This window comes from Micromonospora sp. NPDC049523 (genome assembly GCF_040676775.1).
Taxonomy (GTDB): domain Bacteria; phylum Actinomycetota; class Actinomycetes; order Mycobacteriales; family Micromonosporaceae; genus Micromonospora_G.
In genome coordinates this window covers 316,505-338,577 of sequence record NZ_JBFAPP010000007.1, presented here as the reverse complement: position 1 = coordinate 338,577, position 22,073 = coordinate 316,505, and the positions used below count along the sequence as shown (strand labels likewise).

The 22,073-nt window shown below is 70.5% G+C and carries 16 protein-coding genes; 8 read left to right on the top strand and 8 right to left on the bottom strand.

All coding sequences use genetic code 11. The features are described from left to right. Positions 1-46: 46 nt before the first annotated feature. The gene (locus AB0J90_RS13755) at positions 47-1,060 is read left to right on the top strand and encodes a DUF5954 family protein (RefSeq protein ID WP_363595585.1); all 1,014 of its coding nucleotides are present in this window, start codon (positions 47-49) and stop codon (positions 1,058-1,060) included. Positions 1,061-1,196: 136 nt separating this feature from the next. Here AB0J90_RS13755 and AB0J90_RS13750 read toward each other — a convergent pair whose 3' ends face one another. After that, a complete protein-coding gene (locus tag AB0J90_RS13750; RefSeq protein ID WP_363595583.1) occupies positions 1,197-2,198 on the bottom strand; it encodes an aldo/keto reductase in 1,002 nt (333 codons plus the stop codon). A 281-nt stretch (positions 2,199-2,479) separates the two neighbouring features. On the opposite strand from AB0J90_RS13750, the gene AB0J90_RS13745 reads away from it, so the two are divergent. Then, positions 2,480-2,818, top strand: a complete 339-nt coding sequence (locus AB0J90_RS13745) for a VOC family protein (protein WP_363595581.1) — start codon at positions 2,480-2,482, stop codon at positions 2,816-2,818. An 80-nt stretch (positions 2,819-2,898) separates the two neighbouring features. On the opposite strand, the gene AB0J90_RS13740 is transcribed toward AB0J90_RS13745, so the two are convergent. Further along, a complete protein-coding gene (locus AB0J90_RS13740; protein ID WP_363595579.1) occupies positions 2,899-4,203 on the bottom strand; it encodes a low temperature requirement protein A in 1,305 nt (434 codons plus the stop codon). A 265-nt stretch (positions 4,204-4,468) separates the two neighbouring features. Next, positions 4,469-4,942, bottom strand: coding sequence for an AtaL-like protein (locus tag AB0J90_RS13735; protein WP_363595577.1), 474 nt, complete (start codon positions 4,940-4,942; stop codon positions 4,469-4,471). Positions 4,943-5,251: 309 nt separating this feature from the next. Here AB0J90_RS13735 and AB0J90_RS13730 point away from each other — a divergent pair, with 309 nt between their 5' ends. Beyond that, positions 5,252-6,637, top strand: coding sequence for an MFS transporter (locus AB0J90_RS13730; protein WP_363595575.1), 1,386 nt, complete (start codon positions 5,252-5,254; stop codon positions 6,635-6,637). On the opposite strand, the gene AB0J90_RS13725 is transcribed toward AB0J90_RS13730, so the two are convergent. The 3 genes from AB0J90_RS13725 to AB0J90_RS13715 form a co-directional block, all read right to left on the bottom strand. After that, positions 6,638-9,454: an AAA family ATPase gene (locus tag AB0J90_RS13725; RefSeq protein WP_363595573.1), complete on the bottom strand. Its 2,817-nt coding sequence runs from the start codon at positions 9,452-9,454 to the stop codon at positions 6,638-6,640. Positions 9,455-9,696: 242 nt separating this feature from the next. Next, on the bottom strand, positions 9,697-10,431 hold the full coding sequence (locus AB0J90_RS13720; protein ID WP_363595571.1) for a glucose 1-dehydrogenase: 735 nt from the start codon (positions 10,429-10,431) through the stop codon (positions 9,697-9,699). Positions 10,432-10,566: 135 nt separating this feature from the next. Beyond that, the gene (locus AB0J90_RS13715) at positions 10,567-12,228 is read right to left on the bottom strand and encodes an FAD-binding protein (protein WP_363595569.1); all 1,662 of its coding nucleotides are present in this window, start codon (positions 12,226-12,228) and stop codon (positions 10,567-10,569) included. Between the two features lie 186 nt (positions 12,229-12,414). Here AB0J90_RS13715 and AB0J90_RS13710 point away from each other — a divergent pair, with 186 nt between their 5' ends. After that, on the top strand, positions 12,415-13,479 hold the full coding sequence (locus tag AB0J90_RS13710) for a methyltransferase (RefSeq protein WP_363595567.1): 1,065 nt from the start codon (positions 12,415-12,417) through the stop codon (positions 13,477-13,479). Between the two features lie 46 nt (positions 13,480-13,525). Here the strand turns inward: AB0J90_RS13710 and AB0J90_RS13705 are convergent, their stop codons facing one another. Both AB0J90_RS13705 and AB0J90_RS13700 read right to left on the bottom strand, forming a co-directional pair. Further along, on the bottom strand, positions 13,526-13,912 hold the full coding sequence (locus AB0J90_RS13705) for a cupin domain-containing protein (protein ID WP_363595565.1): 387 nt from the start codon (positions 13,910-13,912) through the stop codon (positions 13,526-13,528). A gap of 76 nt (positions 13,913-13,988) precedes the next feature. Further along, entirely contained in the window at positions 13,989-15,587 is a 1,599-nt protein-coding gene (locus AB0J90_RS13700) for an FAD-binding protein (RefSeq protein ID WP_363595563.1), read from the bottom strand. Positions 15,588-16,006: 419 nt separating this feature from the next. On the opposite strand from AB0J90_RS13700, the gene AB0J90_RS13695 reads away from it, so the two are divergent. From AB0J90_RS13695 to AB0J90_RS13680, 4 genes are read left to right on the top strand one after another with little or no spacing between them, the layout of a single operon-like run. Continuing rightward, positions 16,007-17,167 (top strand): 3-deoxy-7-phosphoheptulonate synthase, encoded by a 1,161-nt coding sequence (locus tag AB0J90_RS13695; RefSeq protein WP_363595561.1) that lies wholly within the window; start codon positions 16,007-16,009, stop codon positions 17,165-17,167. Between the two features lie 35 nt (positions 17,168-17,202). Then, positions 17,203-18,840 carry an FAD-dependent monooxygenase gene (locus tag AB0J90_RS13690; protein ID WP_363595559.1) on the top strand — a complete coding sequence of 546 codons (1,638 nt, stop codon included), beginning with the start codon at positions 17,203-17,205 and terminating at the stop codon, positions 18,838-18,840. Continuing rightward, positions 18,830-20,806 carry an anthranilate synthase family protein gene (locus tag AB0J90_RS13685; protein WP_363595557.1) on the top strand — a complete coding sequence of 659 codons (1,977 nt, stop codon included), beginning with the start codon at positions 18,830-18,832 and terminating at the stop codon, positions 20,804-20,806. Before AB0J90_RS13690 ends, AB0J90_RS13685 begins: the two co-directional genes overlap by 11 nt. Further along, a complete protein-coding gene (locus AB0J90_RS13680) occupies positions 20,803-22,059 on the top strand; it encodes an aspartate kinase (protein ID WP_363595555.1) in 1,257 nt (418 codons plus the stop codon). The genes AB0J90_RS13685 and AB0J90_RS13680 overlap by 4 nt, the downstream gene beginning before the upstream one ends. Positions 22,060-22,073: the final 14 nt, after the last annotated feature.

Sequence of the window (22,073 nt, the reverse complement as noted above, 5' to 3'; positions counted from 1 at the left end):
GCGTGTGCGAGCCGTGGGTCGAACGACAGCAGGGCACAGTGTGTCCATGACGCATTACGGTAAGCAGGTTCCCGATCACCTGCTGATCAACATCGAGCAGAAAGACGACCCGGTATCGGCGGTTTCCGAGGACGACGCGCGCCGCCGCTCGCTTGCCTATCCCAAGCTGATGTGGGGGGCACCCGTCTTCGGTCGCGCCGAGGAGGTGGATCACCGGTGGCGGATTCTCAGCCTGCTCGGCGACGAGCCGCAGGGCACCCGTGACGATCTCGGTTCCCACTTCCGGCGGCTGCTCAGCGAGACGCCGGACACCGCCGAGAAGGCGGCCGAGCGCAAGGAGTACGAGGCGGCGATCCGGCTGCTCGACTGGGAGGTGGTGAACGACCTCACGGTCAACGGCCGCCGCTACCGGATCATCCGTGCCCAGCCGTTCATCCGGATGGGACCGGACGGACCGGAGCCGCCCCGGCCTACCGACCCGGACCCTCGTCCCACTCGCCAGAAGGGCACGCTGGGTACGCAGATGGAGGGATTCGTCATCGACCCGGGCGCGAGCACCGGCCTTGCCGACGGCATACTGCGGATGGAACTCGTTCCCTCGTTCTACAAGAAGGGGGGAATCGTGCCCGACGACGTACGCGAGGACTCCCGGCGGGCGTTGGTCACCCATCCGAACGTGGTGTTGCTGCCGGTCGGCTTCACCATCGGCGAATACGTAGACGGCAGGTGGCGACCCCGGTCGTTCTCCACGTACCCGACGCCGCAGGCCGCCCGGGAATCGGCGTCCTTCAGGTTCAGCGACATCGTCCCGCACGAGAACGCGTCGTTCGAAGAGATCAGGGCGGCGTACACCCGGGCTCGGGAGGAGTTCGAGGCGCCCCGTACGGACGAGTTCGAGGTGAAGGGCGTGCGTTGCCGGGTGACCCGGGTCGAGTCGTTCGTCCGGGTCGGTCCGGACGGCCCGGAGACGCCCCGACCATCGGACTGGGATCCGGATCCGCCGCCGGAGTTGCACTTCGAGCAACTCCGCGCAGAGGGGCAGATGCCCGACCCGGAGTGACCCGACCCGTGCTCGGTCGGCACCCCTGCTGCCCTCCACCTCCGGGGGCGGCGGAGGACTTCGCGGCGTTCCTGTTGCACCAACCGGGGGATCCGCACCTGCACTTCGAGCTGTGCCTGGTTGCCGGCAGCCCGTGTCAGGCCTCGGCCGACGGGGTGGGCGCACCCTCCGGCAGCAGTCCCACGGATTTCATCCGCCGCCACAGTTCGGGGGGAATCGGGTGTGTCAGGAGCGCCGCGTTGTCGTCCATCTCGTGGGGTGCACGGGCACCGACCACCACCGCCGCGACGGAGGGGTGCCCGAACGCGAACTGGATCGCGGCGGCCAGTGGTGGCACGTCGTACCGGCGACAGAGGTGCCGGAGCGCGCGGACGCGGCTGAGCAGCGTGTCCGGCACTCGGCCGTAGCCGTACGCGGCTCCGGTGCGCGGCTCGGCCAGCAGGCCGGACTGGAACACTCCGGCCGCCATCACCGCGATTCCGCGCTGCTGGCACAGGGGGAGCAGGTCGGCTGACCCGGACTGGTCCAGCAGTGTGTAACGGCCCGCGAGCAGGACGCAGTCGGGCCCGGGCGCGGGTGCCTCGCGGATGAACCGGGCTGCCACGTCGGCGTGGTTCACCCCGAGCGAGACGGCCCGGATCACCCCGGCGGCGCGGAGGTCGGCCAGGGCGCGGTACGCCTCGGTCAGGGCCGTCGGGTAGTCCTGTTCCGGATCGTGTACGTGCAGGACGTCGATCCGGTCGAGGCCGAGACGTTCCAGACTCTCCTCCACGGATCGGATCACGGCGGGATAGCGGTAGTCGAGACGAGGGGCGACACCCGGTGGCGGGTCGACCCAGATCGACTGGGTGTCCGCGCCACCCGGTTCGATGAGCCGGCCAACCTTGGTGCACAGGATGTACTCGTCGCGCGGCCGGGGGCGCAGGGCCAGCCCGGCGCGGGTCTCGGAGCGGCCGTATCCGTAGACCGGTGCGGTGTCGTAGAGGCGTACGCCAAGGTCCCAGGCGGCGTCGATGGTGGCGCGGGCCTGATCCTCGTCGACCGGCGCGAACATGCCGCCGAGGGAGGCCAGGCCGAGACCGAGCCGGCTGACGGTGACGCCGGTACGCCCGAGCGACACCATGTCGTACGAGTGCATCTCTTGTCTCCGATGGACGGTCGGCGGGGCGCCGGGGTACGGCGACTCTACGACGTCACGTGGCGATCTCGGGCCCACCTGACGGCGGCGCAAGCCATGATCGTTCCAGTCGGCCGAGGCATCCGCGAGCCCGCCGGGGAGTGGGGACAAGGGTCGGTTAGGGCGCGGTGATGGTCGGGTCGCAACGATCAGGAATGAAGAAGCATCACCCCGACCGTGGGCCGTAGGTTACGACAGGAGGGGCACTCGCACCCTGTGACCTGTGAGAAGAGGAAGTTCCCGTGACTGGCGCCGCACAAACGATCATCATCCCGGTCAGTGACCTCGACAAGGCCAAGTCGGTGTACGCCGCGCTCCTGGGGGTCGCCCCGGTGGTGGACGAGCCCTACTACGTCCAGTACGAGGTCGATGGGCAGAAGGTCGGCCTGGACCCCAACGGACACAAGAAGGGCATGAACGCGCCGGTCCCGTACTGGACCGTGCCGGACGTGGCCGCGGCGATCGCCGGCCTGGTCGAGGCGGGCGCCGAGGTGCTCCAAGACGCGACAGATGTCGGTGGCGGCATGCTGGTCGCGATGGTCAAGGACGCCGACGGCAACATTGTCGGCCTCGCCCAGTAGCGGCCGGAACAGCACCCCGTGCTACGCCGGGCGGCGACCTCCGCCGTCCGGCGGGCCGGGTGCGGTTCGAGGCTGTTGAGTCACCGGTGTTGGCGGCGCCACTCGGTCTCGCGGGCAGCGTGGCTGACAGCCTCTTGGTGGACTGCGGCTCGTAGGGCTCGTCGGGGGCCGGCGAAGATGACGAGTTCGGTGATGGTGAGCGCGAGACCGACCGCGGTCAGTAGGGCGAGAGCGCCGAGTCCGGGCATGTGCCCGGCCAGCGGTATGAGGCCCGCCAGTAGCACGATGGTGGTGACCCGGGTCCACGAGACCGTCCGCAGCGCGCGTAGCTGGAAGCACAGGTGTCCGAGCAGGAAGAGGATCGTCCCGCCGTAGAGCAGGTAGAGGGCCAGACCGTGGAGCGGCTGGTGCATGGTGGCGGGCTTGCCCGTCGCGCGGAGGAGTTTCTCGGCGCCGAGGGAGAGCATGATGATGCCGGCGATCATGGGTAGGTGGAGGTAGTTGTAGGCGTCACGGGCGAGGGCGACGCGGGCAGGCCCGTGGAGTTCACGCAGGACCTGTTCCGCGGCGAGGGCGATGAGGTCGAAGTAGGCCCACCAGAGGCACGCGGTGAGCACGATGCCGAGGACCGCCGCGCCGATCAGCGGCCAGGTGATCGAGGGGCCGACCTCTCGGGCTCCGGTTCCTACCGAAATGATCGCTTCGCCGAAGGCGATAGTGGTGATCAGCGCGTACCGCTCGGCGCAGTGCGCGGCCGAGGGGATGTCGAACCCTCGGAAGCCGACGGCGAAGCTGGTCGCGTACTCGATGATCACGGCAAGAGACCACAGCGCGACCCGGGCGTCGAACCGGTGCGGCTGGTCGACCAGCTGCTGTGGCAGCAGGGCGGCGGCGACCAGCAGGAGCGTGGCAACGAGCGTGGGCACGGTGATCCGGAGGAGCTGGTGTCGCAGCAGCGGGTTGTTGTGCGCGGCGTACCAGAAGATCGACAGGTGTAGGGCACGGACGAGGAAGTAGCAGATGGCGAAGACCAGTGGGGCGGACAGCGTCCCGGGTCTCTCGGTGGTGAAGGACTGGGGGATGGCCAGGCTGGCGACGAAGATGACGGCCATGGCGGCGAACAGGACAACGGGCATGATGCCGGCATCGGTTCGGACGCTGTTGCCGGTCATGACGTAGGAGCACCAGCACCACCAGAGCAGGGACAGGACCAGGAGTCCGCGTAGTAGTCCGTCGAGGTTGAAGTCCTCCGAGGTCGACCGGGCCATGTTGAAGAACGCGTAGACGAACACCAGGTCGAAGAAGAGCTCCAGCCGGGTGACTTTGGTGCCCTCGGACAGCGGGGTGAACCGCCACCGCCACCAGGCGCCGCCGATAGCCTTCACCTGCGCAGTCTCCCAACCCGCGGGCCCGCTCACGGTGCACACGGAGCGGTGCGTCACATGGCCGTTTCGCCTGCCCATGGCGGCCAGCGGGACCCGCGCCGCCGCCGATCCGGTCCCCGATTCCAGGTGTGGGTGCCCGTCTTCGGGGAACGCACGGGTGCCCGTGTCGGGCGTGAAGCGGTTCGAGGGGAGGAGTGCCCGATGGGGGAGGAGCGGGGAGCGGTCCCACGTGCAACTATCGGCCCCGCGAACGGCACCGGCGACGCTACGCCAGCTCGGGCTGGTGGGCCGCGGCGTACAACCGGATCGAGTTGACGGTGGCGCGGGCCGTGTCGAAGAAGACGGCCTCGTTCTCGGCGACGAAGCCACTCTCCCGCCGGCTTCGTTCGATCCCTGGGGCCGACAGCGTGGCGATCAACGTGAAGGTGAGCCTGCCCCGGTCGTCCTCACCCATCTCGTTGACGATCGTCGTCAGGTAGGGGCTGTCCAACTGCTCGAAGACGATCCGGCGGTGCGGTTCGAGCAGCACCCGCTCCCGTACGGTGATGGCTCCCCGGACCACGATGCGGCGGACGAACTGGTCGCCGGCATCGTCGATCACCTCGGACTTCGTGATCGACGGGACGAACAGCACCGGGTTGCGCGACTTGTACTCCAGGATGGTCCACAACTGATCGGCCTTGATCTCCGGGAGGTCGTCGTCGTCGTTGACGAGAACGGTATGCGTGAAATTTATCAACGTCATTCCTTCCGGTGAGGTCGTACGCGTCGGCCGGCACGGGAGAAGTCCCCGGCTAGCAGGTTCTCGTGTCGGCCCGGCCCGGGACATCCCGTGTTCCCGGGATCTGTGCACCCCCCGGTTCGCAGAGGTCGGGCGATATCACGACAACGCGTGATGGCGCGCTACGCGCGGATCGCGACGATGGGGGCGTCGGCCACCGTCGACCTTGCGGGTAAGCGAGCCGGAAAGCGGTCTGCGGTTATGAGTGCTGTCGAGGCCGGATCGTACAAACCCGGAGCGCCGGGCTCCGGCCGGCGCAGTCCGTGGATGATCTTCTGGATTCTCGCCCTGATCGAGTTCATCTCCGTGATCGACGCATCCGCGGTGAACGTGGCGCTGCCGAGCATCGGGTCGGATCTCGACTTCTCACCCACCACGATCGCCTGGGTCATCGATGCCTACATCGTGGGCTTCGCCGGGTTCATGCTGCTGGCCGGTCGCGCGACCGACATCGTCGGCCGGCGGCGGCTGTTCGTCGCCGGGGTTGTCCTGTTCGCGGTCTTCTCCCTGGCCTGCGCGCTGTCGGTGACGCCGTGGCAACTGGTGACCGGCCGGCTCCTCCAGGGGCTGGGTGCGGCCGTGGTGACTCCGGCGGCGCTGGCACTGATCACCGACATCTTCCCGGAGGGCGCCGAGCGGAACCGGGCGCTGGGCATCTTCAGCGGTATGGCCGGCCTCGCCGCCCCGGTCGGACTGGTCCTCGGGGGGCTGCTCACCAGCGTCGCCTGGCAGGGAATCTTCCTGATCAACCTACCGATCTGCCTCGTCGTGCTGGTCGCCGCGCTCCGCCTGCTGCCGCGCACCGAGCCGGGGCGGCAGGGACGCCTCGACATCCTCGGCGCGGTCGCCGTCACCGGTGGACTGATCCTGCTCATCCTCGCCGTGCTCCGGGGCAGCGCGCAGGGGTGGACCTCCGTGGTCACCCTCACCGAGTTCACCCTTGCGGGCGCGTTGCTCGTCACGTTCGTGCTTCGTCAACTCCGGGGCGCCGCCCCGTTGCTGCCAACCGAGCTGTTCGCACGACGCAACGTCGTCGTCGGAAACATGATCTTCTCGTTGGTCGGCGCCGTACTGATCGCCACCCTGTTCTTCGTCGCCCTGTTCCTCCAGCAGGTACGCGGTTACAGCGCCATGGAGGCAGCGTTCGTCACCCTGCCGGTACCGTTGGCCATGCTCGCCGGCACCCAAGCGGCGCCGAGGCTGCTCCGGTTCGGCCCGCCGAACGTGCTCGCCGCCGGGCTGGTGGTCCAGGCGCTGGCCCTGGGCCTGTGGGCCGTGCTGATCAGCGACGAGCGGCCGGTCACGATCGCGTTCGCGGTGCCCGCCGCCGTCTGGGCCTTCGGCGTCGGTATGTCGATCGTGTCGTCCTTCGTGGTCTGCACAATGGGCGTCAGCGGGCCGATCGCCGGTGCCGCCTCCGGCCTCGCGACCACCACGTACCAGGCCGGAGGGGCGCTCGGGCTCGCGATCCTGGCGGTCGTCGCGGACAGCCGTACCGCCGCCGTGACCGACCGGCTGGACCGTACCGACGCCCTGGTTTCCGGCTACTCCTGGGCGCTGACCTGCGCGCTCGGCGCCGCACTACTCGGCGCCGTGCTCACCCGCTTCATCGTGGCGCGTCACCCAGCGGGGACAGCGCCGGACCGGGTGTGATCAGAAGTCCGGCTCGTCGGTGTCGGGGCTGTTCGTCATCACCACCCGGGTCAGCTCGACCCGGCTGGACAACTGGAGTTTGCCGAAGGCGTGCCGCACGTGGCTGTCCACCGTGTGCCGGGACAGGAAAAGCCGCGTACCGATCTCCCGGTTTGTGAGGCCCTTCGCCACCAGACGGACCACCCGCAGCTCCGACTGGGTCAGACTGGCCCACCCGGTCTTCGGCCGCCGCGAACCGCGCCCGGAGGTACGGCGGGCCGTCATCGCGTACAGCCGGGTCCTTGCCCGTTTGGCATCCCGGCGGGCACCCGCGTCGGCGTACAGCGTCAGGGCCTGCTCCATCGACTGCGCGGCGGCGTCCCCGTTGCCCCGGGCCTGCTCGGCGCGGCCCAGGTCCTCCAGCGCCGACGCGCGGGCCAGCGGCCTGGGACTCGCCCGGTACGCGGCCACCGCCGCGCGCAGAGTGTCCAGGTCCTCGCCGAACAGGCCCTCGGCGTGCAGCGCGGCACCAGCCAGGGAACAGACCGACGGGTTGCGGTCGGCCAGCCGCCGGATCGCGTCGACCACCACCTCTGCATCGTCCCGCGCGGCGACGGCGAGCGCCAGCCGGATCAGATGCGGGGCCGCCGACGGCTCCTGCACCAGCAGGTACGGCCGATCCAGCAAGGCCGGATAGATGCCCTTGAGGGTCTCGAAAGCAGTCGCCGGCGACCCCTCCGCATCCTGATAGAGGGCGAGTTCCCAGCGCACCTCCTCCGGCGTCGCACTCACCCCGGAGTCCAGGCGCTGCTGGACCCGGCGCAGGTAACGGCGGGCTGCCGGTTGGTCCTCCCGGCGTACGGCGAGGTGGGCGAGGGTGGCCAGCAGCGCGGGCGCGCACGCGGTGGCGCCCAGTTGCTCGGCGGCCAGCAGCCCGGCCTCGGCCTCCGCTTCCGCGTCGGCGAGCTGCCCGGTGGAGACCAGCAGGTCCGCCCGGAACAGGTGCGACAGCGGGTGGGACCAGACCGTGCCGAGCTGGTTGGATATGCGCCGGTCGGCTGCGTACACCTCGGCGGCCTGCTCGGTCTGGTCGAGCGAGGCCAGGGCCAGACCCAGCCAGAGTCGGGGGTGGCGGTGCTGTGCCTCGCCGTGCACCCGGTTGGTCAGCACCACCGCGTCGTCGGCGTAGCGCAGTGCCAGGTCCAGGTCACCGCGGGCGTACGCGACCGCGCTCTGCGCGGCGCCGCCGGACACCATGGCCGGATGGTTGCCGCTCAGCTCACCCAGCTCGACCGCGCGGGTGGCGCTGTCCCGGGCGCCGGTCAGGTCGTCGAGTTGCAGCAACGCGTGCGCCTGCACGGCGAGCAGGTTGGCGTAGTCCCGGGTCGGCACCCCCTGCTGAGCGAGGGCGCGCGAGGTGTAGCCCACTACCTCGCGGTTCTGGCCCGCGTGCTTGAGCGCCTCGGCGAGCCCGAGCCGGATCGCCGCCTCGTCCGGGGTGGGCAGTTCACACCCGAGGTACACGTCGCCGAGCCGCTGTGCCTCGGCCAGCCGGCCGGCGGACGCGAGCAGGCGGATGGCGTCGGCGATCAGCCGTAGCCGGGCCGGGTCCTGCTCGGTCAGCAGGTCGAGCGTACGCAGGATGAGGTCGGCGGCGGCCCCGGGCGTGGAGTGTGCGACCTCGTCCAGCGCCTCCCGGAGGATCTCCATTGCCTGCGGACCGACCTGCTGCGCCCCGCTGACGAAGTGCGCGGCGACCTCGGGCGACGGTCGCCCTTCGGCCCGCAGGACGGTCGCCGCGTCCCGGTGTAGCGCCTTACGGGCCGCGCCGGGCAGCCCGTCGTAAATTGCCTCACGGATCAGACTGTGCCGGAACCACAGCGTGTCGCCGTCGTCCACCAGCGTCTCGCTCTCCACCGCCGTCCGGGTGGCGTCGAGCAACTCGGCGGTTGGCTGGGCCAGCAGGCCCGCCACTTCGTGCAGGGTGAACGGGCGGCCGAGCACCGACCCGGCTTCCAGTAGCCGTCGCAGCTCGACCGGGAGTTCCCCGAGGCGGCGGTCCACGGCGGTCACGAAACTGCTCGGCAGCCCGTCGCCGGAGATCTCGGCGAGGCCGCCGACGTGTCTGATCCGATCGGCCGACTGGAGTGTGGTCAGCAGTTCCTCCAGGAGGAACGGGTTGCCGCCGCCCCCGTCGGCGAGGGCGAGCAGGCCCGGTCCGGGTCGGCCGCCGAGCACGTTGGCACAGAGTTGCGCGGTGGCTTCCGGGTCTAGCGGGCCGAGCGCCAGCCGTTGTGCCCCCTCGCCGACCAGCCACTCCACGGTGTCGTCGGCGGGTGAGCGGCCGGCCGGGTAGCGGCGGGTGAGCAGCCAGAGCAGCGGCGCGGAGGACAGCGCGGGCACCATCACGCGCAGCGCCAGGGAGGTGAGTTCGTCCAGCCACTGCGCGTCGTCCAGGGTGATGACCAGGCTGCGGTCACGGCAGTAACTCTCGACGAACTCGCACAGCCGATCGACAAGCCAGAACTTTGCATCCTGGTGTCGCATCAGGTCGGCCAGCTGCGCCTCGTCGAGCACCTGCGGCGTCGAACCGCGCAGGGCCGCGAGGAAGGTGGTCAGCGGCGCCACCCGGTCGAGCTCGGTGGCCCGCCCGGCGGCGACACCGACACCCAGGGCATCGGCCCGCGCCGTGGCAGCCGCCAGTACGCGGGACTTGCCGATCCCAGCGGAGCCCTCGATGACCACGCATCCGCCGGACCCCTGCGCGACGGCCGCCACGGCGCTGTCCAGCACCGCCATCGTCTCGTCCCGTCCCACGAGCGGGAACTGGCGTGGCATCCTGCCGCCTCCTCGGCTCGATCGCTCGCCGGCACGGGAAGGTGACACCGTCGCGCGGCCGGGAACGGATCAACGGACGATCGTCCTCATCACCGCTTGCAGCCTATACCTTGCTGGTCGTCACGATCGTCGGCGAGCGGGTCAGTGCAGTCCCGGCGCAGGTCGGGAGTGGAGTCACGACGACCGGGCACCGGGTGTGGGACTCCACACCCGGTACCCGCGCAGCTCGGGACGATCGGACGTCAGAGGATCCCGCCGTCGGCGTGGATGGTCTGCCCGGTCACCCAGGCAGCATCCGGGCCGGCCAGGAAGGCGACCACGGAGGCCACGTCGGCCGGCTGGCCCAGGCGGCGCAGCGGCGTCTGGCCGATGATCGCGTCGAGGTTGGCCCGCGCGTCCGGCGCCAGCAGGTCGGTGTCCGTCGGTCCGGGGGCGACCGCGTTGACGGTGATCCCGCGCGGGCCGAACTGGTGAGCCAGCGACTGGGTCAATACATCCACCCCGGCCTTGGTGGCGGCGTACACACCGAGCATCGCCACCGCCGCTACCGGCGTACGTGCCGAGATGTTGATGATGCGACCACCGTCGGAGAGGTGCTTGGCGGCCTCCTGCGCGGACACGAACACGCTGCGCAGGTTGACCGCGACCACCCGGTCGAAGTCCTCCTCGGAGATGTATTCGACCGGGCCGCCGACCACCGTGCCGGCGTTGTTCACGACGATGTCGACGGCGCCGAACTGCGTGAGGGCCACCTCGTAGAGCGCCCGGATGTCGGCGGCCACCGCGATGTCGCCGGCCACCGAGACGGCCTCGCCGCCGGACTGCACGATGGTGCTCACGACCTGCTCGGCCGCGTCCTTGTTGCGCTGGTAGTGCACGACGACCTTGGCACCGTCCCGGCCCAGCCGCTCGGCCACGGCCCGGCCTATCCCACGCGAGGCGCCGGTGACGATCGCGGCCTTGCCCTGAACACCCATTCGATCTCCTCTGTCGGTGACTGTCGGCCGCGTCTCGCCGAGGATCGCGGCCCTCCACGATCCTCGTGACGGCGCCGTTTGACGGCATCACGTGCTTTCGTGATTTTTTGTCGGGCCGTGCCGTCGACGACCCGCTCAGTCCCTGCCAGGCAACCGTACGGACTGGGCGTGCCGGAACACGTCCGTCGGATCCCAACGCGCCTTGACCTGCTGCAACCGGCGATAGTTGTCCTTGTAGTAGAGCGTCTGCCAGCCGACGCCCGAACCGTTCCAGCGCTCGTCGCCCAGGTCCCCGTCGGGGTAGTTGATGTAGCAGCCATCGGTCAGCTCGTTGGGGACCGGCACACCACCGGTGTCCGCGAAGAGCTGCCGGTAGGTGTCGCGTACCCAGCCGAGCTGGGGCTCGTCGTCGGCGGCCTCGGACCAGAACGACTGCACCAGCAGCTTGAGCACCGAGTCGCGCTGGGCGACTGCGGTCGCCGCGGGCGCCACCGCGTTCACCCGGCCGCCGTGGGAGAACAGCACCGCCCCGGCCCGGGGATTCGCCGGTCCCGCCATGGTGAGCTGCCGGAACAGCACCCGGCTCGCACCTGCGGGCAGGGACCGGCGCAGGTAGGCCGCCTTGTGCGCGCCACGTTGCAGCGGGTCGGTCAGCGCCGGGGTGTTCGTGCCCAGGTAGGCGGTCGCGTGCAGCCAGGGCCAATGGCGGGGTTGCGCCAGCGCCGGCATCGGGCCCAGGTGGCCCAGCGGCGTGGTCGGCTCCCCGGTGCGGGCGGCGCCGTCCAGTACGCCGTCGAGCACGGCTGCGAAGAATCCGTCCAGCAGCCCAGCCGCGTCCCGGGCATCGCCGTCGACCTGGGCGAGCAGCGCGTTGCCGCCCGCGGCGCGGTGGTTGAGCGCCAGCACCGCGCTGAGTGCCGTTGCGGGCGAGTCCGGTGCGCTGTTCGCCTCGTGCCAGCGGCCGTAGTTGGCGACCAGCCGGACGAACCGCTCCTCGTCCAGACCGGCCCAGTCCAGCCCGGTCGCGCGCAGCAGCACGGTGCTCGGCGGCCGGGGCAGCGCCGACTCCGGGCTGGTGCCGCTGGCCCCGGGTGAGCGCAGCAGGTAACGGGTGACGATGCCGAAGTTGCCACCGCCGCCGCCCGTGTGCGCCCACCACAGGTCGTTGTCGGTGTCGTCCCGGGTGGCGACGACACTGCGGGCCCGGCCGGCGGCGTCCACGACCACCACTTCGACCCCGTACAGGTGGTCCACGGTCAGCCCGTGCCGGCGGGAGAGGAAACCGTATCCGCCGCCGACGATGTGCCCGCCGGCGCCGACCGAGTAGCAGCTACCACCTGGGATGGTCACCCCCCAGCGGCGCAACAGGGTCCGGTACACCTCGAGCAGGGTCGCCCCCGGCGCGACGGAGAACGCCCCGTACCGCCGCTCGTAGTGGATGTCGCGCAACTCGGACAGGTCCACGATCACCTGGGCGTCCCGGTGGTAGACGAAGTCCTCGTAGCAGTGTCCCCCGCTGCGTACCGAGATTCGGCGGCCGGCGTCGACCGCGGCCTGGACCGCCGCGACCACCTGCGCCGTCGAGGTCGGCAGCACGACGTACGCCGGGCGGGCGACCCACCGCTGGTTGTTGCCGGTGACGAGTTCCGGGTAGCGCGGGTCAGCGGGCCGTACGGTCACCGGCTCGGGTGTGGACTCTGCCGCGGGGTCGGCGCCCGTGGGTGATCCGCCGAGCATGGTGGCGCCCACCGCTGCGGAGGTTCCGGCGAGCAGACGGCGCCGGGGGAGTGCGGTCATTTCCGAACCTCCGGATAGGCGGTTGAAAGGCAACGTTATCCAGCCCTGACTCGCACCGTCCATACCGCGAATACGCGAATCGAAATTGATAGGATCACGCGATTACGTGATTACCCGGCAATCGCCGAATGGCTAGTCTACGCGGGTAGACAGGTGAGTGGTGTGAGACGAGTCGGAGGCGACAATATGACACGAGCAATGGGCCCGCGCCTGGACAACCAGGCGGAGACCGCACTCCGTCCGCTCTACAAGGCACATTATCGCTTTCAATTCCTCAGCGCCGCGTTCCGGGCGGGCCTGTTCACGCTGCTCGCGGCCGAGCCGGGTCTGTCCCGCGCGGAGATCGCGAAACGGCTAGGCCTGGACGAGCAGCCGACCCGGGTCCTGCTGCTCGGTTGCACCGTCGCCGGCCTGGTCGCCAAGGACGGCGATGGTTACTTCAACACGGCGATCTCGGAACCGCTGGCGGCCGACCTCACCGACCTGCCGGGCGCGTTCGTGCCGTTCGAGCAGCACCTGACGTACCGGGCGATGGGCTGGTTCTACGAATCGCTGGAGGCGAACACCAATATCGGATTGCAGCGAGAGCTGTCCGGTGAGGCGTCCACGCTGTACGGTCGACTGGTCGGCCACCCGCAGCTCGAGACGACGTTCCACCACATGATGGGCTCCGTCAGCCGTACGGTCGCTGCCGACCTGGCCCGCAAGCTCGACCTGTCCGAGTGCCGGCACCTGCTCGACGTCGGCGGCGGCACCGCCGTGAACGCGACCGCGTTGGCACGGCGCTGGCCACACCTGCAAATCACCATCGTCGACCTGCCGAGCGTCGTCGAGGCGGCCCGGGAGCGCATCGCCGACGCCGGGCTCGACGACCGGGTACGCGCGGTCGGCCTGGACGTGTTCCACGACGAGCTGCCGAGGGACTGCGATGGGTTGATCTTCGCGCACTTCCTGGAGATCTGGTCGATCGAGCGCAACCGGCTGCTGCTGGAGAAGGCTTCACGGGCACTCGATCCCGGCTCGCAGATCTTCATCCTGACGCCGAGCCAGGACGACGACGAAACCGGTCCGGAACTCGCGGCGTACCTGTCGGCGTACTTCCAGACCATCGCCTCCGGCGAGGGCATGGTCTACACCGCTCGGGAATACGAGCAGTGGCTCGCCGAAGTCGGCTTCGAGCCGGCCGGCCGGTTCTACGTCGGTGGTCTCAGTGACGTCCTGATCACCGGCATCAAGCGGGACGACCGGTAGTGATCGGTGGTGGGGGCACCTGCCCGCCGGGCCCCCACCACCGTCCCTACCTGCCGATTCCCGCCACCCGGAAGGGATGGGCCTCCTGACCGGCGCGGGTGCAGGTACGGATGACCCGCGCCGGCTCGCCGCCGGGGTTGCGCCATGCGTGCCGCAGACCGCCGGGTACGAGGGTGTAGTCGCCCGGCGCCATCGTGAACGATCGCCCGTCGGCCGTCATCTGGAGTTCTCCGTCGAGGACGTAGAAGGATTCGTCGACGTCCTCGTGCACCCGGGGCACGGAACCCTCGTGCGGCGGCACGACCGTGCACATGACCACGAGTGCGGCGTCGGTGTTGCTGAACGAGGCGGCGATGAACGTGGTGACCGTCGCCCCGCTGTCCGGACCGGCCATCAGGTAACAGACACCGTCGTTCGACATCATCAAAGTCATGACCTCCGTGGCCGGTAAGTGCACCACGGAACCGGAACCGTTGCTCGGCATCACACCTCCCCGTTGCGGCCGCGGTTTACGGAAGTCGGATCGATTGGGCGTGGCGGAACGTGTCGGTCGGGTCCCACCGCGCCTTGACCTGTTGCAGGATCCGGTAGTTGTCCTTGTAGTACAGGTGGTGCCAGGGCACACCGGAGGTGTTCCACGCCGGGTCGCTCAGGTCGATGTCGGCATAGTTGATGAAACATCCGTCGGTGACCGCGTTCGGCACCGGGACTCCGCCGGTGGCGGCGTACACGTCCCGGTAGAACCGGCGCAGGTAGTCGATGTGCAGGGCGTCTTCGGGTTCGTTGCCCCAGCCGACCAGGTAGTGCATCTTCATCACCGAGTCGCGGTGGGCCACCGCCGTGGCGGTGGGCGACACCGTGTTCGTGCGGCCACCATAGGTCGAGATCTGCAGAATCGCCACCGGATTGCGGTAGTCGGCGCTGGTCAGGTGGCGGTAGAACGCAGCCACGTGCGAGTCCGGGAACGCAGCCCGCATGTACGTCGACTTGAAGTCCGCCCGGCCGGTGGCGTCGCCGCCGAACATCGCCCGCCAGGTGGTGGTGTGCAGCCAGGGCAGTCGCCGGTGGTCCCATACCTGCGGCGCCGGGATCCCGTTGCCGACCGCTGCGACGAACTGCTGGAGCATCGCCTCGGCGCCCGGCACCGAGGCGTCGATCTGGGTGACCATGTTGATCGTCCCGTTTGCCTGGTGGTTCAGCAGGAGCCGGCTGAACAGTCGCGTCCACGGTGAGCCGGGGGCGCTGTTCTGCTCGCACCACCGGCCGAAGTTGCGTACCAGCTGGCCGAAGTGCGCCTCGGTCAGCGTCGCCCACGGCCACGCCACCTGGTTGATCCACAGCTCGGCGGGCGGTCGCGGCAACAGGGTGGTCGGGTCCGACCCGCTCGCCCCCGGTGTCTTGAACCAATAGCGGGTCACCACGCCGAAGTTCCCGCCACCGCCGCCGGTGTGCCCCCACCACAGGTCCCGGTTGGGGTCGTTCGCCGCCGAGGTGGCGATCACCCGCTGCACCGTCCGGTCAGCCCTGACGACCACCACCTCGACCGCGTCCAGGTAGTCCACCAGCAGGCCGTGCGACCGGTTCAACTGACCGTATCCGCCGCCGGCCACCTGACCGCCGACGGCCACCGAGGGGCACGATCCACCCGGGACGGTCACCCCCCAGCCCTTGAACAGGGCCTCGTACACCGACCCGAGGGTCGCGCCGGACTCGACCGCGAACGCCCGTCGGGACGAGTCGTAGTAGATCGCCCGCATCCCGGACAGGTCAAGGACGACCTGGGTCTGCGCGTTGTCGACGAAGTCCTCGTAGCAGTGGCCGCCGCTGCGTACGGCGATCCGCTTGCCGGCCAGCACCGCGGCCCGTACGGCACCGGCCACCTGGTCGGGGGTCTGGATCAGCCGGACGTACTCCGGCTGACTCACGAACCGTACGTTCTGACCCCGGACCAGGTCGGCGTAACGGAAGTCCTGCACACCCACGGTCGTCGTGTTCAGCGGGGATGCCCCCGTCCCCGCCGGTGCCGCCGCCGCTGTCGTCCCGGCGACCAGGCTGCTGCCCAGCGCCGCGGACCCAGCCAGCAGCGTACGACGTGTCACTTCACCCACAGATTCCTCCTTGCACACCTAGTCGAATGGCAATTCGCCCTATCTGTGCCGCGACCGTGCGTCGACGTTCCCCCGCTCGATCCATGGCGACGTGGCGAGGATGGCTCGCGGATTCGGCCCACGCATCACGCTTTCGCGTGATACGGCAAACGCCGTACGACGGCCTCTCGGCCGGGGTGCGGGTGATTGACACGTGCCCGACGCGATCCATCACGTGAAAGCGGGATGCCGGGTCGGCCGAGCGTAACGGACTACTCACACGAGTAGTGGGGGGTGGTCGGGTCCGCGAATACATTCGGATACAGGTCGCCGAACCCAGTCGACGAGATCAATGTGATGACCCAACCGCACGTCTTGAAGGGACGCCTGTGGTCCGCGATTCTCGGTTGGATGTATTGAGTGACATCGACCGACCGCCATTGACATCGAATCCCGGTGAGTCCGGACCACCGGCCGACCAGCAGCCCGACTGGCCCGACCAGGCCCTGACGGCCAAGGTGCGCGACGAGTTGGCGCACCTGCCACCGCTGGTCACACCCGACGAGGTGGACACCCTCTCCGCCCTGCTGGCGGAGGTGGCTGCCGACCGGGCACGGGTGGTCCAGGCCGGTGACTGCGCCGAGGACCCGGCCGAGTGCGTACCGCAGCACCTCGCACCAAAGGTCGACCTGCTCAGGTCGCTCGCCGACCGGGTGGCGGCCGGCACCAGCCGGCTGGTCGTGCCGGTCGGTCGCATCGCCGGGCAGTTCGCGAAGCCGCGTTCCGCCTCACACGAGCGGATCGGCGCCCAGGACCTGCCGGTCTACCGGGGTTCGCTGGTCAACGGACCCGAACCGGATCCGGTCAGCCGGGCCCACGACCCCTTGCGGATGCTCGCCGGATACCAGGCGTCCGCGCACGCCATGCGGTTCCTGAGTACGGCCGGGACGCCCGCGACGGGTCGGGTGTGGACCAGCCATGAGGCGCTCGTCCTGGACTACGAGTCGTCCCTGGTACGCCACGACCCGGCCGGGCACCGCTACCTCACCTCCACCCACTGGCCATGGCTCGGTGACCGGACCCGCCGACTCGACGGCCCGCACGTGACCCTGTTCGCATCCGTACGCAATCCGCTGGCCTGCAAGGTCGGACCCGGCACCGGCGTCACCGAGCTGGTCGCGCTCTGCGACCGCCTCGACCCGGCACGCCGGCCCGGCCGGCTGACCCTGATCGCCCGGTTGGGCGCCGACGCGGTCGCCGACCGGTTGCCGCAGCTGGTCCGGGCGGTACGGGCGGCAGGGCACCCGGTCGTCTGGCTGTGCGACCCGATGCACGGCAACACCATCCGCGCGCCCGGCGGCCGCAAGACCCGGCTGGTGCACACCGTGCTGCGGGAACTCGTGCAGTTCCAGCAGGTCGTCACCGAGGTCGGGGCGGTGCCGGGCGGGCTGCACCTGGAGACGACCCCGACTCCCGTCGAAGAGTGCGTGGCAGACGCGTCGGCGCTCGACCGGGTCGGCGTCGCCGGCTACACCACCCTGTGCGATCCACGGCTGAACGCCGAGCAGGCCGACACGGCGGTGTCCGCGTGGCGCTCGTGACCCCGGCCGTCCCTTCGAAGCAGCGAGGAGCGCAAGTGATCGAGCACGATCAGCGCCACCCCACCACGACCGAGACACCGGTCCTGGTGGTTGGCGCCGGTCCGGTCGGCCTGGTCCTGGCCCAGGAACTGGCCCATCACGGTGTCCGGTGCCTGGTGGTCGACCGGTCCCGGTCGGCGTCGCGGCACCCGAAGATGGACTACCTCAACGCCCGCAGTATGGAACTGCTGCGCCGGCTGGGACTGGTCGACGAGATCCGGGCACGAGGCGTGCCGGACGACCACCCGTTCACCTTCCTGTGGACCACCAGCCTCGCCGAGCCCCCGGTCTCGGTCTGGAGCTACCCGTCAGTGGCACAACTACGCAAGACGATCGCCGACGACCGCGACGGCGTCCAGCCCCGGGAGCCGTACCAGCGGATCGTCGGGTCCCGGCTGGAGGAACTCGGCCGGGCCCGGTGCCGGGCGGACGACCTGGTCGACCTGCGGGAGGGATGGTCGTTCGAGGCGCTGGAGTCCGGCCCGGACGGCGTGGACGTCGTCCTCGTCGAAACCGGCAGCGGGCTGCGCGAACGCGTACACGCCCGATTCGTGGTCGGCTGCGACGGTGCCAACAGTGCGGTAGCCGCCGCCGTCGGCATCGAGCAGGACGAACTCGGGCCCCGCGCGCACCACCGCGACGTCTACTTCCGCAGCACCGATCCGGTGCTGCGCCGGCACGGGCGGTTCTTCCTCGCCGTCGCCGCCGCCGGGCTGACCCTGGTGGCCCGGGACGGGGTCGGGACGTGGACGGCGACCTTCCCGGTTGCGGACGACGACCCCGTCGACGGGGACCCGCTCGACGAGGTCCGGCGGCGGCTGGGCGTACCGCTGGAGGTCGACGAGGTGCTGACCGTGGCGCACTGGGAGGGCCGCCTGGCGGTCGCCCGCCGCTACCGCCAGGGTCCGGTCTTCCTCGCCGGTGACGCGGCCCACCAGTTCTTTCCCACCGGTGGACACGGTGCGAACACCGGCATCGCCGACGCGGTCGACCTCGGCTGGAAGCTCGCCGCCGTGCTCGACGGCTGGGCTGGGGCGGCGCTGCTGGACAGCTACGAGGCCGAGCGGCGGCCGGTCGCGCTGTTCAACCGGGAGATGTGCTTCAACCTGCTGGAGGTTTGGCGACGCTACCCGGCGCTGTGGGCCGGGGGCGCGAGTAGGTCCCGGCTTGCCGGCTTCCTGGACACCGAGCGGCATCAGGTCGACAACATCGGCGTACACCTCGGCCAGCGCTATCTCGACTCCCCGGTGATCTGCCCGGACGGCACGCCGGAACCCCCGTGGGACTGGCACCGGGCGGTAGCGACCACCTGGCCGGGCGGGCGCGCGCCGAACGTACGGCTCACCGACGGTGGACACCTCCAGGACCGGCTCGGACCCGGGTTCACCCTGGTGGACACGTCCGGCCGGGATGCGGGCGGACCGCTGGCCGACGAGGCCTCCCGGCTCGGCGTCCCACTCACCCACCTGGCCGTGGACGACCCCGGCGTACGCGCCGTCTGGGAGCGTGACCTGGTCCTCGTCCGGCCCGACCAGCACGTGGCATGGCGTGGTGACCGGGCACCGGACGACTGGCGCGCTGTGCTGCACCGGGTCACCGGCCGCGCCGGGGACGGCGGCCGCCATGCGTACTGACCGCACCCGGCCATCGCTGGCCTCGCTCACCCCGCCGTTCGCCCTGCTGCACCGCCCCGAACTCGGCTCACCTGGGCAGGTGGATCTGCTTACCGGCCCGGTGTCACCGGTGGAGACACTGGCGGACCTGCCGGTGCCGACCGGTGTGCCCGACGGTGGCGCACCCGTCCACGACCTGCTGGCCGTGGTCCCGTACCGGCAGGTCGGGGAGCGCGGGTTCGCCCACCGCGACGATGGTGTCCCGCTGGTTGCCATGCAGGTACGCGAACACGTCGTCCTGCCCCTGCATGAGGTCGCGGACCGGGCCGACGCCGCCTCGGTGCGGTTGCGCGACGCCCGGTTCGACCTCGACGACCAGGCGTACGCCGACCTGGTGCGACGGGTCGTCGACACCGAGATCGGGCAGGGGGAGGGCGCGAACTTCGTCCTCAAACGCTCGTTCCTGGCCACGGTCGAGGACTTCTCGGTCCCGGTCGCGCTCGCCGCCTTCGCCCGCCTGCTGGCCAGCGAGTCCGGGGCGTACTGGACCTACTTGGTCCACCTCGGTGACCGGGTGCTGCTCGGTTCCTCGCCCGAACGCCACGTCAGCGTCGTCGATGGCACCGCGGTGATGAACCCGATCAGCGGCACCTACCGCTATCCGGCGGACGGCCCCTCGGTGGCCGGCGCACTCGAATTCCTCGCCGACGGTAAGGAATCCGACGAACTGTTCATGGTGCTCGACGAGGAACTCAAGATGATGGGTCGGGTCTGCCGCGACGGCGGCCGCGCCATCGGACCGCGTCTCAAGACCATGTCCCGTCTCGCACACACCGAGTACCTCATCGAGGGACCGACCGACCTCGACGTCCGGGACGTACTGCGGAACACCCTGTTCGCGCCGACCGTCACCGGCAGCCCGGTCGAGTCGGCCTGCCGGGTCATCGCCCGGCACGAACCGACCGGTCGGGCCTACTACAGCGGGGTGGTCGCGCTGATCGGCCGGGAGGCCGACGGCCGGCAGCGACTCGATTCGGCGATCACCATCCGGACCGCCGACGTCGACCCGAGCGGCCGGCTGCGTATCGACGTGGGAGCCACGCTGGTACGCCACTCAGACCCGCTCGCCGAGGCGGCCGAAACCGGGGCCAAGGCGGCGGCCCTGCGTGACGCGTTCGGCGGCCCCGCGACCGACGCCCCACCGCCCCGACCCGCGTCGGCCCCGATCGACTGGGCGGACCATCCCACCCTGGGTGAGGTGCTCGCCGCCCGCAACGCCCACCTCGCCGACTTCTGGTTCGACGCCCGCCGTGGCCGGACCGTAGCGGGTCTGCGTGCCGCATCGGCCCACCGGCCGCCGGCCAAACACCGCATCCTGGTCATCGACTGCGAGGACACGTTCACCTCGATGCTGCGGCACCAACTGGCAGCGCTCGGCTACCACGTGGTGGTCCGGCGTTACGACGAGCCGTTCGACCCGACCGATTTCGACCTGGTGGTGGCCGGGCCGGGTCCGGGTGACCCGACCGACCGTGGCGACCCCAAAATCGACCGGATGTCCCGGCTGGTCGCGGGATTCCTGGCCGACCGGGTGCCGCTGCTCGCGATCTGCCTCGGTCACCAGGTGCTGGCCGCGGTGCTCGGCCTCGACCTGCGGCGCAGGTCGACACCGAACCAGGGAATACAACTGACGGTCGACTACTTCGGCCGGGTCGAGCGGTGCGGTTTCTACAGCACGTTCGCCGCCCGGTCCGCGACCGACCGGATCCGGCCGCCGGCCGCCGGCGGCACCGTCGACCTATGCCGCGACACCAGCACCGGCGAGGTGCTCGCCATGCGCGGCCCGCTGTTCTCCTCGGTGCAGTTCCACCCCGAGTCGGTGCTCACCGAACACGGGATCGACATCCTCGGGGAACTCGTCGCCCGGCTGCTGCCCGCACCGGGTGCCGGCAGCCCGCGACCCCGGCCGGAGGCGGTGGCCCGATGACCGTGGTGGTCCGCAAGTACGGCGGCTCGTCCCTCGCCGACATTTCCTGCCTGCGGCGGGTGGCCCGGTCGATCGCCGGGTCGGACGACCCGGTGGTGGTCGTGGTGTCCGCCCAGGGCGACACCACCGACCGGTTGCTCGCCACCGCGGCCGAAGCGGCCGGCGTGTCGCCGCAGCAGCAGACCCCGTCGCGGGAGGTGGACCAGCTCGTCGCCACCGGTGAACTCGCCTGCGCCGCGCTGCTCGCCCTGCACCTGCGTGCGCTCGGGGTGCCGGCGGTGTCGCTCAGCGGCGCCCAGGCCGGCATCACGGTCTCCGGCCCGGCCGGCGAGGGACTGGTCGCGGAGATCTCGACCGGGCGGATCGAACGGCTGCTAGCCGAGGGCAACGTCGTGGTCGTCGCGGGCTTCCAGGGCGTCGACGAGCACGGTGACGTGGTGACGCTCGGACGCGGCGGCTCGGACACCACGGCGGTCGCGCTCGCCGCCGCGCTCGGCGCCGACAGCTGCCAGATCTACACCGACGTCGACGCCGTCTACGACGCCGATCCGAGGGTGGTGCCGCAGGCGCGGGAACTGCCGGTGGTGCAGCCGCAGGTGATGGTGGAGATGGCGTTCGCCGGGGCGCGCGTACTGCACTCCCGGTCGGTCGAGCTGGCCGTCGCCCGGGGGATCGAGGTGCACGTACGCAGCTCGTTCCGGCCGGGCCCGGGCACGGTGATACCGGGCGGGAGCGGCTCCGAGGGGCTGGAGGACCTGGGCATCGTCGCCGTCGTACACGACCTCGACGTGGTCCGGGTGCTGGTCCGCTCCGACCGGGGGCACGGTGACCCGGCGATCGAGGTGCTGAACCTGTTCGCCCACCATCACGCGCCGGTCGACCTGGTCGCCCGCTCCGGCCCGTACGAGGACGAGTTCCGGATGGGGTTGCTGATGCGGCGCAGCGACCTGCCCGCCGTACGGCCCGACCTGACCGCCGCCGTAACCGCGGGCGGCGGCTCGGTCCGGTACGACGAGGAGGTCGCAAAGGTCTCCCTGGTCGGCACCGGGCTGCTCAACCGCCCCCATTACACGGCCCGTCTGCTGTCGGCACTCGCCGCCGCCGGCATCGCCACGAACTGGGTCTCCATGTCTCAACTGCGGACCTCGGTCGCGGTCGCGGCCGAATGGGCACTCGACGCGGTGGCCGTCCTGCACGAGGAGTTCGGGCTGGGCCGACGCCACGCCGACCCGCCCCGGCTGATCCGCAACTGAGCGCCCGACACGGG